The 12,370-nt window shown below is 69.1% G+C and carries 13 protein-coding genes; 8 read left to right on the top strand and 5 right to left on the bottom strand.

What is annotated here, in order from left to right:
* Positions 1-65 precede the first annotated feature (65 nt).
* Positions 66-350: a transcriptional regulator gene (locus C5F75_RS21870; RefSeq protein WP_089465790.1), complete on the bottom strand. Its 285-nt coding sequence runs from the start codon at positions 348-350 to the stop codon at positions 66-68.
* A 71-nt stretch (positions 351-421) separates the two neighbouring features.
* On the bottom strand, positions 422-1,297 hold the full coding sequence (locus tag C5F75_RS21865) for a LysR family transcriptional regulator (RefSeq protein WP_059585000.1): 876 nt from the start codon (positions 1,295-1,297) through the stop codon (positions 422-424).
* 51 nt (positions 1,298-1,348) lie between these two features.
* On the opposite strand from C5F75_RS21865, the gene C5F75_RS21860 reads away from it, so the two are divergent.
* The 6 genes from C5F75_RS21860 (at position 1,349) to C5F75_RS21835 (ending at position 5,811) form a co-directional block, all read left to right on the top strand.
* A complete protein-coding gene (locus C5F75_RS21860) occupies positions 1,349-1,627 on the top strand; it encodes a hypothetical protein (protein ID WP_059584999.1) in 279 nt (92 codons plus the stop codon).
* 207 nt (positions 1,628-1,834) lie between these two features.
* The gene (locus C5F75_RS21855; RefSeq protein WP_059584998.1) at positions 1,835-2,917 is read left to right on the top strand and encodes a serine hydrolase; all 1,083 of its coding nucleotides are present in this window, start codon (positions 1,835-1,837) and stop codon (positions 2,915-2,917) included.
* 44 nt (positions 2,918-2,961) lie between these two features.
* On the top strand, positions 2,962-3,195 hold the full coding sequence (locus tag C5F75_RS21850; protein ID WP_059584997.1) for a DUF7661 family protein: 234 nt from the start codon (positions 2,962-2,964) through the stop codon (positions 3,193-3,195).
* An 84-nt stretch (positions 3,196-3,279) separates the two neighbouring features.
* Positions 3,280-3,723 (top strand): MarR family winged helix-turn-helix transcriptional regulator, encoded by a 444-nt coding sequence (locus tag C5F75_RS21845; RefSeq protein WP_059584996.1) that lies wholly within the window; start codon positions 3,280-3,282, stop codon positions 3,721-3,723.
* A gap of 67 nt (positions 3,724-3,790) precedes the next feature.
* A complete protein-coding gene (locus tag C5F75_RS21840) occupies positions 3,791-4,354 on the top strand; it encodes an isochorismatase family protein (RefSeq protein WP_059584995.1) in 564 nt (187 codons plus the stop codon).
* The gene (locus C5F75_RS21835; RefSeq protein ID WP_059584994.1) at positions 4,351-5,811 is read left to right on the top strand and encodes a DHA2 family efflux MFS transporter permease subunit; all 1,461 of its coding nucleotides are present in this window, start codon (positions 4,351-4,353) and stop codon (positions 5,809-5,811) included. The genes C5F75_RS21840 and C5F75_RS21835 overlap by 4 nt, the downstream gene beginning before the upstream one ends.
* Positions 5,812-5,842: 31 nt before the next feature.
* On the opposite strand, the gene C5F75_RS21830 is transcribed toward C5F75_RS21835, so the two are convergent.
* Complete coding sequence (locus C5F75_RS21830) at positions 5,843-6,442, bottom strand: LysE family translocator (protein ID WP_059584993.1); 600 nt, start codon at positions 6,440-6,442, stop codon at positions 5,843-5,845.
* Between the two features lie 96 nt (positions 6,443-6,538).
* Between C5F75_RS21830 and C5F75_RS21825 the strand changes: the two genes are divergently transcribed.
* Positions 6,539-7,414 carry a LysR substrate-binding domain-containing protein gene (locus C5F75_RS21825; protein ID WP_059584992.1) on the top strand — a complete coding sequence of 292 codons (876 nt, stop codon included), beginning with the start codon at positions 6,539-6,541 and terminating at the stop codon, positions 7,412-7,414.
* A 49-nt stretch (positions 7,415-7,463) separates the two neighbouring features.
* On the opposite strand, the gene C5F75_RS21820 is transcribed toward C5F75_RS21825, so the two are convergent.
* Entirely contained in the window at positions 7,464-9,182 is a 1,719-nt protein-coding gene (locus C5F75_RS21820; RefSeq protein ID WP_059584991.1) for a SulP family inorganic anion transporter, read from the bottom strand.
* A gap of 452 nt (positions 9,183-9,634) precedes the next feature.
* Between C5F75_RS21820 and C5F75_RS21815 the strand changes: the two genes are divergently transcribed.
* Entirely contained in the window at positions 9,635-10,876 is a 1,242-nt protein-coding gene (locus C5F75_RS21815) for a mechanosensitive ion channel family protein (protein ID WP_059584990.1), read from the top strand.
* Positions 10,877-10,912: 36 nt separating this feature from the next.
* Here the strand turns inward: C5F75_RS21815 and C5F75_RS21810 are convergent, their stop codons facing one another.
* Positions 10,913-12,334 carry an aminotransferase-like domain-containing protein gene (locus C5F75_RS21810; protein ID WP_059584989.1) on the bottom strand — a complete coding sequence of 474 codons (1,422 nt, stop codon included), beginning with the start codon at positions 12,332-12,334 and terminating at the stop codon, positions 10,913-10,915.
* Between the last annotated feature and the right edge of the window lie 36 nt (positions 12,335-12,370).

The following is a 12,370-nucleotide window of genomic DNA, read 5'->3' as shown; positions in this document are numbered from 1 at the left end:
GGCCGCACGACCGGACCTGCCGTCGTTCGGTGACGAACGGGCCGCCTCAGCGGCCCGTTTTTCATTCATTGGGCGTCGTTCGCGCCGAACAGTTGCGCGCACACCGCGCGCCCTTCGTCGGTCAGCGCCGCGCTGCCGGTACCGTCCTCGTTCAACGTCGTCGCGCTCAGGCCTGCTGCGTCCAACTGCGTGAGCACGCGCCGCAGCGTGCTCATCGGCAGTTGCGTGCGCTTCGCGATCTTCGGCAGCGACCACGTCTTGCCGGCCGGATCGCTCGCGGCTTCGTTCAGCGTCGCGAGCGTGGCGACGAGTGCGGGATCGAGCGGGAATTCGTCGGATTCTGAAGTCATCGGTTCGGGTTCGTCGGCCGGCGTCGGGCCGGCATGCATGGAGAAAACGATCGCGGACACTATACGCCGCGTCACGCGCCCTTGAGCGCCGCGCGCATGAACGACACGAAACGCGCGGTGACGGGATCGTCGCGCTCGGACCGCCATGCGAGCCCCACGCGCCACTTCGCGTCCCGGCCGTCGAGCGGCAGCACCGTCGCGTCGCGCAACAGATACCGCGCGCTCGACGGGATGAACGCGACGCCAACGCCGGCCGCGACCGACGTCAGCACCGACTGCACGTCTTCCGCCTGCTGCATCACGTGCGGCACGAAGCGGCGCTCGACGCACCACCGGTCGATCTGCGCGGCCAGCCCCGGGCCGCGCGCACGCTGCAGCGCGATGAAGCCGATTTCATTGAGCACGTCGAGGTTGGCCGGCACGCGCTTGAAGCCGAGATGCGGCGGCACCGCGAGCGCGAGCGCCTCGTCGGTCACCTTGAACGACGACAAGCCTTCGTCGGAAGGCAGGCGCAGGAAACCGGCGTCGAGCTTGCCGGCGCGCAGCCGGCGCGTCTGTTCGGACGACGACAGGTCGCTCAGCGTCACCGCGATACCCGGATTGCAGCGACGGAATTCGGCGATCAGCTTCGGCACGAGCGTCAGCACCGACAGGCAGATGCCGAGCCGCAAATGCCCGCGCTGCCCGCTCGTCGCTTCCCGCGCACGCGCCAGGATTTCGTCGGCATCGCGCACGAGCGCCTGCGCGTCGGGCAGGAAGCGTTCGCCGAACGGCGTGAGTTCCGCGCCATGCCGGCCGCGCTCGAACAGCTTGCCGCCGAGGCTCGCCTCGAGTGCGCCGATCTGCTTGCTGAGCGCGGGCTGGCTCATGTGCAGTGCATCGGCCGCACGGCTGAAATGGCACAGCTCGGTGACCGTCAGGAACGTGCGCAGCAGTTTCAGTTCCATTCTTTCGTGGAATCATAACGATTGAAATATTCATTTTACCGATCGAACGCAATGGCGTTCAATACGGACATGCCCTTCCCGGAACCCACTTTCATGTCCGTCGATCAAGCTGCCGACTGCGTAGCCGAGCCACCATGCGATGTCGCGGACGCAAACGCATGCGTCGTCGCCGCCGATACGCGCGCACCGAAACGCCGTACCGAACGCACCGACGGGCGCAGCCGCCGCTTTCGCTTCGGCGATGCGCTGGACGACACGCCGCCGCGCGCGGTGACGGGTTCGATCGCGGTCAGTTTCGCGGTCGTATCGCGGCGAAACTGGCCGCGCTGACCCGCACATCTGCTCGCCTTCTGTTCGCGTCCTGTCCCACGCGCACCGCTGCCCGACAATTCGAAAACGATCGGAATCCTCCCGTATCGCGCGTCATTGCGCGTCATCGAATCGTCATCGCTCCGCGATCGACCGTATAATTTCCCGCACCCGCCGACCGCCCATGCATCCGCGCAGCTGCATCGCGCGTGAAAAGGAGACTTTCGCTTGACCGGCCTCATCGCGCGCGTGCCTCGCGCCCGGATCACCCTGATCCTCGCCCTGTCGTTCCTGCTGCTGGCATTCGCCACGAATGCGTCCGCGCAGCGCGTGCAGCCGCATCGCACCGCCCATGCGCAGCCGCATGCACACACGAAGGTCGTCAAGAAGCAACCCCATCGCAAGAAAAAGGCCGTCAAGCATCGCCGCTCGCGCGTGACGCATCAGGCGGCCAAACGCCACGCGGCACCCGCGCCGCAGCAGCGGCGCGCGAAACGCACGACTGCCGTGCGGCCGCGTCCGCCCGCGAAACCGAAATTGCTCGCCAGCTGCGGCTACACCCCGCGCGCGGTCGGGACGCTGCATTCCCGCGCGGCCTACGTGCTCGACGTCGATTCCGGCACGCCGCTGCTGGCCCGCCACGCACGCACCGTGCGGCCGATCGCGTCGATCTCGAAACTGATGACGGCGGTCGTCGCGCGCGACGCCGATCGGCCGCTGAACGGCGTGCTGCGCGTGACCGCACGCGACCGCGACACGATCAAGTTCACCGGTTCGCGCCTGCAGGTCGGCTCGGAACTGTCGCGCCGCGAGATGTTCCATATCGCGCTGATGTCGTCGGAGAACCGCGCGGCCGCCGCGCTGAGCCGCGACTACCCGGGCGGCCGCGCGGCGTTCGTCAACGCGATGAACCGGAAAGCGCGCAAGCTTGGCATGCGGCATACGCATTTTCGCGAACCCACCGGCCTGTCTCCGCACAACGTGTCGACGGCGGAAGACCTCGCGCGGCTCGTCGGCGCGGCCGCGCGGGATCCGCTGATCCGCTATTTCTCGACCGATCTGTCGACCACCGTGCGCCCCGGCGACGGCGAACTCGTGTACGTGAATTCCGACCCGCTCGTGCGCTACCGCCGCCTGCCGATCCGGCTGCAGAAAACCGGCTTCATCAACGAATCGGGGCACGGGGTCGTGATGCGCATGCGCGTGAAAGGCCGCCGCGAAACGGTCGTGCTGCTCGGCGCACCGACGCGTGCCGGCGTTTCGAGCGACGCAATCAAAATCCATCGCTGGCTGTCCTGTTCGATCCAGTAAACGCGTACGGGCAGCCGGCGCGTTCACGCCACGGGAGCGACGCCATGCAGCACGAATACCGCTTCAACGCATTCGGCCGGCTGCTCGCCGTCGTGCGCACGGACGGCCGCTGGGCCGTATTCGATCTCGGCGTCGAAGGCAAACGGCGCCCGGCCAATCTGCAGATTCCATCCGCGCTCGCCGCGGACGAACTCGGCCAGTACCTCGGCGATCTGCTGCACGAAAACGCGACCCCGCGATACAGCGAAGTCGTACGGGTCGTGCATCGGCGCATGTAATCGCGTGCTGACGGTGTCGCCAGCCGGCGATCAATTCGACAGCTAAACTTGCAAGTTTAGCTGTCGTGTCCTAAGATTCGCCGCATGAACCCGCCACGCAAACCCGGCGTTACCGCCGAAACCGTCGCCGCCGACCTGACCCTCGCGGTCGGCCAGCTCATCCGCCGGCTGCGCTCCGAGGTCGATTCCGGAGGGCTCGGCATGTCGCAGACGAGCGCGCTCGCGCGGCTCGATCGGCACGGGCCGATGACGACCGCCGATCTCGCGCGCGCCGAAGCGATGAAGCCGCAGTCGATGAAGGCGATCCTCGCGAGCCTCGAGGAAGACGCGCTCGTCGAGCGCGAGCCGCATCCGACCGACGGACGCCAGATCCTGTTCAAACTCACCGCGGCCGGCCTCGACGCGCGGCGCAAGCGCAATGCCGCGAAACACAGGTGGCTCGGCGCGGCGATCGAACAACTCGATCCGCAAGACATCGACACGCTCGCCGCGGCCATCCCGCTGATCCGCCGCATCGGCGAGCAATGAACCCGGCCGGTGCGCCGCGCGGCATGCGCGCGCCCGGCTTTCTTCGCCCTTTCCCCGGAGCCCCATCATGAGCGCAACCCGTCTCGACACGAACACGGCGCTGGTCGTCATCGACCTGCAGAAAGGCATCGTCGCCCTCCCCACCGCGCACCCGGTCGCACCGGTGATCGCGCACGCCCGCGAACTGCTCGACGCATTCCGCAGCCGTGGCCTGCCGGTCGTGCTGGTCAACGTCGCGGGCGGCGCGCCGGGCCGCACCGAGCAACCGCCGCGCACGGCGCAACTTCCCGCCGACTGGACCGAACTCGTACCCGAACTGAACCGCCAGCCAGGCGACCACGTGGTGACGAAGCACACCTGGGGCGCCTTCACCGGCACCGGTCTCGACGCGCATCTGAAGGCAGCCGGCGTCACGCAGATCGTGCTGGCCGGCGTCGCGACGAGCATCGGCGTCGAATCGACCGCGCGGCAGGCGCATGAACTCGGCTATCACGTGACGCTCGCCGTCGACGCGATGACCGACCTCAATGCCGACGCGCACGTCAACAGCGTCGAGCGGTTGTTCCCGCGCCTCGGCGAGACGGGCGCGACGCAGGACATCGTCGCGCTGCTCGACCGGCGCGGCGCGTGAGCGCCCCACGCATCCGGCCGGCACCGGACCGCGCGCCCGGCCGGCTCGATCCGTCGATCTGGAAAGTCAGCGCGGTCGCGACGCTCGGTTCGCTGCTGTCGCAGCTCGATGCGACGATCGTCAACGTGTCGCTGTCGAGCCTCGCGACCGACCTGCATGCGAGCCTGTCGACGATCCAGTGGGTGACGAGCGGCTACCTGCTCGCGCTGACGCTGGTGCTGCCGCTGAGCGGCTGGCTCGTCGATCGCATCGGCGCGAAGGCGCTGTACCTGTGGTGCTTCTCGGCGTTCACGCTGACGTCGGCGCTGTGCGGGCTCGCGTGGTCCGCGCCGTCGCTGATCGCGTTTCGCGTGCTGCAAGGCGTCAGCGGCGGCTTGCTCGCGCCGATGGCGCAGATGATGATCGCGCGCGTCGCCGGCCAGCAGATGGCGCGCGTGATCGGCTACGCGGCGGTGCCGGTGCTGCTCGCGCCGATCCTCGGCCCGGTCGTGGCCGGCGCGATCCTGCAACACACGTCGTGGCGCTGGCTGTTTCTGGTGAACCTGCCCGTCGGCGCGCTCGCGCTCGCGCTGGCGGTACGGTTCCTGCCCGGCGACCGGGACGATGCGCCGCGGCGCGAACTCGACTGGATCGGCCTCGCGTTGCTGTCGCCGGGCCTCGTGTTGTTCCTGTACGGCGTCGAGCGGATCGGCGCGATGACCGGCATCGCGGCGGTCGCAGGCTCGGCGCTCCTGCTCGTCGCGTTCGTGCGCTTCGAGCGCCGCCGGGGCGAGCGTGCGCTGATCGATCTCGCGCTGTTTCGCTCGCGCGTGTTCGGCGCGGCGGCCGGCACGCAGTTCCTGTCGAACGGTGCGTTGTACGCCGGCCAGATGCTGATCCCCGTGTTCCTGATCCAGGCCTGTGGGCGCTCGCCGGGCGAGATGGGCTGGCTGCTCGCGCCGCTCGGGCTCGGCATGCTCGTCACCTATCCGTCGATGGGCGCGCTGACGAGCCGGTTCGGCGTACGCCGGCTCGCCGCCGGCGGTGCCTTGCTCGCACTCGCCGCCACGCTGCCGTTCGTGTTCCTCGCGCTGACCGGCTACGATCCGCTCGTGCTCGTACCGGCGCTGTTTCTGCGCGGCATGGGCCAGAGTGCGATCGGCGCACCGTCGATCGCCGCCGCGTATGCGTCGGTCGAGCGCCGCAACCTGCCGATGGCAACCACGTCGCTCAATATCGTGCAGCGGCTCGGCGGCCCGACGTTCACGACGCTATGCACGCTGTTTCTCGCGTGGCGGCTGCAGGCCGAATCGGTCGCGGCGGGCGGCACGCAGGGCGTCGCGTATGCGTGGGCGTTCGGCCTGCTGTGCGCGCTGCATGCGGCGAGCTTCGTGACGACGCTGCGGCTGCCGTTGCGCTCGGCCGGTGCAGGCGCCGGCGACCGACGGGCCGGCAACGCACCGGCCGGTTCGCGCTGAACACGGGCCGCGCCGCGTGCGCGGCCTTCCGCTACGGCAGCCACATCGGCACGATCGACGCCGCGAGCAGCACGCCGAGCCCCGCATTCAGGCAACGCCACTGCCGCTCCGTGCGCAACACGCGCGCGAACAGCAGCCCGGCGAAACACCACAGCGACAGCGACGCCATCGCGGCCACGCCGAATGCAAAGCCGAGCAGCACGCCGAGCCGTGCCGGCCCCGACGCGAGCGCCGCGAACGACGCGGCCGCGCCGAGCGTCATCGCCCAGCCTTTCGGGTTGTGCCACAGCATCCACACGCCGCTGACGAACCCCTGCGGCCGGTGCACGTCGACATCGAGCCGCGGCTTGCCGCCACGTCCGATGCGCACGGCGAGCCACATCAGGTACGCCGAACCGGCCGCCCTCATCGCGAGCTGCAACGCGGGCAGCGCGAGCAGCACGCTGCCGAGGCCGGCCGCGGCCGCCGCCGCCATCGACGCCAGGCCCGCGGCGATGCCCGCCATCAGCGGCAGCGAACGCCGATAACCGAAATGCGCGCCCGATGCGGTCGCGAGCGTCGTCGCGCCGCCCGGCGTCACGGTGGAGACGATCACGAACAGCACCAGCGGCAGATAGTCGTGAAGCGGCACGAAGGCTCCCGGTTGTCGTTATTGAAGCCCCGTTTTTACCTGTGATTCCGGCATTACGACAGCGAAAGCTTTTTATGCCTTGCATTAGCATTCATAATGCGACGCATGGCACGCAATCTCGACCTCGCGCTGCTGCGCGCATTCGTCTCGGTGGCCGATCATCGCAGCATGACGGCGGCCGGCCACGCGCTGCACCTGACGCAGGGCGCGATCAGCCAGCAGGTCGCGCGGCTCGAAATGCTGTCGGGCCCGCTGTTCGTCCGCGAGCATCGCAATCTGCTGCTGACGGCCGCCGGCGAGCGGCTGCTCGAACAGGCGCGCCGGCTGCTCGCCGTCCACGATGCGCTGCTCGCCGACCTGAGCGCCGGTGCGGTGGAAGGCGCGGTGCGTCTCGGTGCGCCGCAGGACCTGGTCGGCACCTGTCTCGCGCCGATCCTGAGAAGCTATGCCCACGCGCATCCGCAGGTCGCGCTCACGCTCGTGTGCGCGGCATCGCCGGAGCTGCGGCGCGGGCTCACGCACGGTGACCTCGACGTCGCACTGATCGAGGCGCCGGTCGGATCGTCGCGCGGCGAGTGCATCGCCGTCGACCGGCTGGTGTGGGTCGGCGCGAAAGGCGGCACCGCGCACCGGCACTCGCCGCTGCCGGTATCGATGGTCGCGCAGACCTGCGCATTCCGCCCGACGGTGCTCGATGCACTGCGCGGCTGCGATCGCCCGTGGCGCACCGTGTTCGAGAACGGCAGCTTCGATGCCACGGCCGCGACCGTGCGCGCCGATCTGGCCGTGACCGTCTGGCTCGCGTCCACCGTGCCGCCCGATCTCGACATCCTGCCGGCCGGCAGCGGCCTGCCCGCCCTGCCGAATTTCTCGATCAACCTGCACGTGCCGCGCGGCCAGCACACACCGGCCGCGACGGAACTGGCCCGCTGCCTGCGCAACGGTTTCGCACGCCTGCGCGCGCTCGCGTAGCGCCGCGGCGCCAGGGCCTGTCCATGCCAATGACAGGCTTGCGCAGGCCCTACACCGTGCCCGGCTCCTGCGACGCGGGCGTCGTGCCCGCCGCCTCCAGCGCCTGATGCAGCGTGGCAAAGATGCACGACGCGCCGACCACGTCGGTGATCCCGTGACGATCCATGTCAGCGCGCAGATAGCGGCTCACGCGCCCGAACAGCACGCCGACGCCGCGCGCATGCAGCGCCCGGACGAGATCGATCAAGGTCCGCGCGGCCGAATAGTCGATATCGGTGATCGCGCCCGCATCGACGACGAACCAGCGCGGCGGCACCGGCGCCGCGTCGACGAGCGCGGTCACTTCGGCAGCGAACAAGTGATCGTTCGCGAAGAACAGGTCGGAGCCGAACCGGTAGACGATCAGCCCGGGCGCCGTCATCGCGCCGCGCCGTGCGGGCACCGGCTGCCACCGCCCGTTGCCGGCGACGGGTTCGAGCACCATCGTGTGCGGCTGGTAGCTGTGACGCACGTGCCGCATCAGCGACAACGCGACGGCCAGCAGGATGCCCTGCTCGACGCCGACCGTCACGACGGCCGCGGCCGTGATCAGCGCGAGCGTGAATTCGCCGGGACTTTCCTGGCGGATCGCCTCGAGGCTGCGCACGTTGATCAGCCCGAGCGCGATCGTAAAGACGATGCCCGCCAGCACCGCGTGCGGCAGGTACTGCAGCGTCGGGCTGAAGAACAGCAGCACGACGGCGACGACCGCGGCGAACGCGAGATGCCCGATCTGGCTGCGCACGCCCGCGCCGTCGGCCATCGCCGTCTGCGTCGGGCTGCCGTTGACGACGAACGCACCGCCGAGCGCCGCCGCCGCGTTCGCGGCCGCGAGCCCGAGGATGTCGGCATTGGTGTCGACGGCCTCGCCATACTGCTGCGCGAACGCGCGCGCGGCGGCCGCGCTCTGCGCGATGATCATCACGAAGCACGAAGCGGCGACCGGCACGAGATCGAGGCACTGTTGCCATGTGACGGACGGCCAGCGCAGCGGCGGCAGCCCGCCCGCCACGGGCCCGAGCACCGCGATGCCGTGCGCGGCGAAGCCGAACGCGGCGCTCGCGGCGATGCTGCCGGCGACCGCGATCATCGGCATCGGCACGCGCGGCAGGAACCGCTTGCACGCGAGAATCGCAGCGACGACGAGCGCCGCGAGCGCGAGCGTCGGCCGGTGCGCGTGAACGAGGTGCGTGACGACGTAGTGGAGTTGCGCGAGGCTGCGCGACGCCGGGTACGGCACGGACAGGCCGAGCATGTCGCCGAGCATCGCGATCGACACCTGCACGCCGACGCCGGCGAGGAAGCCGACCAGGACCGTGCGCGACAGGAAATCGGCGAGGAAGCCGAGCTTGAAGATGCGCGCGAGCAGCAGCATCGCGGCGGTCAGCAACGCGACCATGCCGGCCAGCGCCGCATAGTCGGCGCTGCCGGCCGGCGCCATCGACGACAGCCGGCTCGCGAAAATCGTCGCGGTCGCGGAATCGGCGGCGACCACGAGATGGCGCGACGCGCCGAAGCACGCGAACGCAACGAGCGGCAGGAACACCGTATAGAGCCCCGTGACGGCCGGCATGCCGGCGATGCGCGCGTAGCCGAGCACCTGCGGGATGTCCATCGACGCGAGCGACATGCCCGCGAAGATGTCGCGGATGGCGCCCCCGCGACGGACCGGGAGGATGCCTTTCAGCAGCCGCACGCGCGACGGACGGCTTTCGTTGGAATCTTGCATGCGTGAAATGCGTCAGGTCGAAGTGACGGGAGCCACGAACGGGTGCGCGACGGTGTTGCCTGTCGCTCACCGTCGCCGGACGGACTGCGCGCCAATGCGAACGGCATGCCGGCAGCGCCTGCGACGTTCGCATGATTGCATGGATCGCCCATCGAGCGCATCGACGCGCGAAGGCCTGCGTCATGACGTCCAGCCGATCGCCCTCCTGCGTCCGCCATGCCGGGCAAGCGGCTCGCACGTCAGCGTGCGGTGATGCGGATTGCCTCTTCCTTCACGTCGATGCAGAGGATACCTGTGCAATGGTGAGCCGATACGGGAGCCGCTCGACATGTATTTGCGATACGCATCCGGAACCCGATGGCACAATCACGGTCCCTTTCATATGCCCTTCACCGGGCGCGCGCCGCGTCGCGGCGCCGATTCAACGCACAAGAAGGACCCAGCCTGCCCCTATGCCCCTGAACGAATCCTGGTTGACGCCGCTCGTCGGCATCGTCGTCCTGCTCGCCGCCGCCGGTGCAATCACCGCCGTCGTCCATTTCCTGCTGTTTCGCGTGGTCGCGCGGCTCGCGCGGCTGTCCGCCACGCGCGTCGACGACGCGCTGTTCGAATTCGGTGCCTTCAAATGGTTGAACCGCATCGTCCCGTTCGTCGTGATCAAGCTCGGGCTCGGCGCGGTGCCCGGCGTTCCCGGCTTCGTCGTGCAGGTCGTCGACAAGGTGCTGTTCGCGTTGATCGTGTTCCTCGTGACGATGACCATCAGCGCGACGCTGTCCGCACTCGAACATACGCACCGCACGTCCCGACGCGACCAGCCGCGGCTGTCGCTGAAAGGCGCGATGCAGCTCGTCAAGCTCGTGATGTTCATCACGGCCGCGCTCGTCGTGATCGGCGACGCGACCGGCAAGCAGATCGGCCTGCTGCTGTCCGGCATCGGCGCGATGTCCGCGGTGCTGATGCTGATCTTCAAGGACACGCTGCTCGGCCTCGTCGCCGGCGTGCAACTGTCGTCGAACGACATGCTGCGGATCGGCGACTGGATCACGATGCCGTCGGCCGGCGCGGACGGCACGGTCATCGACATCACGCTGAACACCGTCAAGGTCGCGAACTTCGATCACACGATCATCACGGTGCCGACCTGGAAACTGATCACCGAGAGCTACCAGAACTGGCGCGGGATGACCGAAGCGGGCGGTCGCCGCATCAAGCGCGCGTTGTTCGTCGATGCGACGAGCGTGCGCTTTCTCACGAACGACGAGATCGAACGGCTCGAACGCCTGACGCTGCTGAAGGACTATCTGGCGGACAAGGTCGATGCGATCGAGCAATGGAACGGCACGCTCGGCGCGGCCGGCGAGTGCCCGGCGAACCGCCGCCAGCTGACGAATCTCGGCACGTTCCGCGCATACGTCGCGAACTACCTGAAGGGCCATCCGCGCATCCGCCGCGACATGATGAACATGGCGCGACAGTTGCCGCTCACGGCCGAAGGCATCCCGCTCGAGCTGTACTGCTTCACCGATACGACGACATGGGTCGACTACGAGACCATCCAGGCCGACCTGTTCGACCACCTGATCGCGGTGCTGCCCGAGTTCGGGCTGCGCGTGTATCAGCATCCGTCGGGCTTCGACATGCGGCAGATGGTCGACGCCGCGCAAGCCGGGCCGCACACGCGGCGCGCGGCCTGATACCGGCCGCGGCGGCCGGCCGCCGCGCGGCAACGCTCAGCGCGCCGCGCACTCCGACGCGAGCCGCCCCAGCACCTTCAGCGCGTCCTCGATCTGCCGCGACCACGGGTAGCTGTAGTTGAGCCGGATGAAGTGCCGGTAATCGGTGCCGGCCGAGAACATGTGCCCGGGCCCGACCGTGATCCGCTGCGCGAGCGCGAGCGTGTACAGCTTCATTGCATCGACCCGCGGCGGCAGCTCGACCCACAGCACGTACCCGCCCTGCGGCTGCGACAGCCGCGTGCCTTCGGGGAAGAAACGCCGCACCATCGCGCTCATCAGGCTTGCCTGCTGCGCATACTGCTTGCGCATGCGCCGTAGATGAAAATCGTAGCCGTCGTGTTTCAGGTACTCGGCGATCGCGAGCTGCTCGATCGCGGGCGTCGCGAGCGTGTTCAGGAATTTCAGCTTCTCGACCTGGTCGCGGTAACGGCCCGGCATCGCCCAGCCGATCCGGTAGCGCGGCGACAGGCTCTTCGTGAACGACGCGCAATGCAGCACGAGCCCGTCGCGATCGAACGACTTCAGCGCGCTCGGCGCCGTGTCGCCGAAGTGCAGCTCGTGATAGACGTCGCTCTCGATCGCCGGCACGTCGTGCTTCGCGAGCAGCTCGACGAGCGCGCGCTTGCGCGCATCGGGCATCTGGAAGCCGAGCGGATTCTGGAAATTGGGCATCACCATGCATGCGGCGATGCGCTCGCGCGCGAGGACCCGCTCCAGCGCGTCGAGATCGATGCCGTCGCCCGGGTGCGTCGCGACTTCCAGCGCGCGCATGCCCATCCGCTCGATCGCGTGCAGCATCGCGTAGAACGTCGGCGACTCCACCGCGATCGTGTCGCCCGGCTTCGCGACCGCCTGCAGGCACAGGTTGATCGCCTCGGTCGCGCCGATCGTCATCACGATCTCGCCCGGCTCGACCGCGACCCCGCGCTCCGCATAGCGCCGCGCGATCTGGCGAATCAGTTCCTGGTTGCCCGGCGGCAGATCGTCGATCACGCCCCAGCGCGTGCGGCGCCGCCCGATCGCCTGCGCATAGCGCGCGAGGCGCTGCACCGGAAATTGCGACGCGTCGGGGTACGGCGAGCCGAGCGGCACCGCGTCGTCGCGCGCGATCGAGCGCAGCGTCGACAGCACGAGCCGGCTCACGTCCACGGCCGACGGCTCGGCGGCCGGCGCGGAAACATGCAGCTCGGCCTCGGCCGGCGCCGCCGTGCGCGCCCGTACGAAATAGCCCGACTGCGGCCGGCTCTCGATCAGGCCGCGGCTTTCCAGCACGAGGTACGCGCGCAGCACGGTCGTGACGCTGAGCTGCTGCTGCCGGCTCGCGTGCCGCACCGACGGAATCCGCTCGCCGGGCCGGTACACGCCCCGCTCGATCTGCGCCTGGAGATCGTCGGCCAGTTGTTCGTAACGCTTCACGCGCCTCCCTTTCAACTTCCCTTCAGCAACACAGTT

Source organism: Burkholderia anthinoferrum (genome assembly GCF_002925705.1).
In the GTDB taxonomy this organism is placed as follows: domain Bacteria; phylum Pseudomonadota; class Gammaproteobacteria; order Burkholderiales; family Burkholderiaceae; genus Burkholderia; species Burkholderia semiarida.
The sequence above is the reverse complement of the archived record's forward strand: the minus strand, read 5'-3'. Positions and strand labels throughout refer to the sequence as shown.

Coding starts and splice junctions, on each gene's coding strand:
- C5F75_RS21870 (WP_089465790.1), bottom strand. CDS start 350: ATGACTTCAGAATCCGACGAATTCCCGCTCGATCCCGCACTCGTCGCC.
- C5F75_RS21865 (WP_059585000.1), bottom strand. CDS start 1,297: ATGGAACTGAAACTGCTGCGCACGTTCCTGACGGTCACCGAGCTGTGC.
- C5F75_RS21860 (WP_059584999.1), top strand. CDS start 1,349: ATGGCGTTCAATACGGACATGCCCTTCCCGGAACCCACTTTCATGTCC.
- C5F75_RS21850 (WP_059584997.1), top strand. CDS start 2,962: ATGCAGCACGAATACCGCTTCAACGCATTCGGCCGGCTGCTCGCCGTC.
- C5F75_RS21845 (WP_059584996.1), top strand. CDS start 3,280: ATGAACCCGCCACGCAAACCCGGCGTTACCGCCGAAACCGTCGCCGCC.
- C5F75_RS21840 (WP_059584995.1), top strand. CDS start 3,791: ATGAGCGCAACCCGTCTCGACACGAACACGGCGCTGGTCGTCATCGAC.
- C5F75_RS21825 (WP_059584992.1), top strand. CDS start 6,539: ATGCGACGCATGGCACGCAATCTCGACCTCGCGCTGCTGCGCGCATTC.
- C5F75_RS21820 (WP_059584991.1), bottom strand. CDS start 9,182: ATGCAAGATTCCAACGAAAGCCGTCCGTCGCGCGTGCGGCTGCTGAAA.
- C5F75_RS21815 (WP_059584990.1), top strand. CDS start 9,635: ATGCCCCTGAACGAATCCTGGTTGACGCCGCTCGTCGGCATCGTCGTC.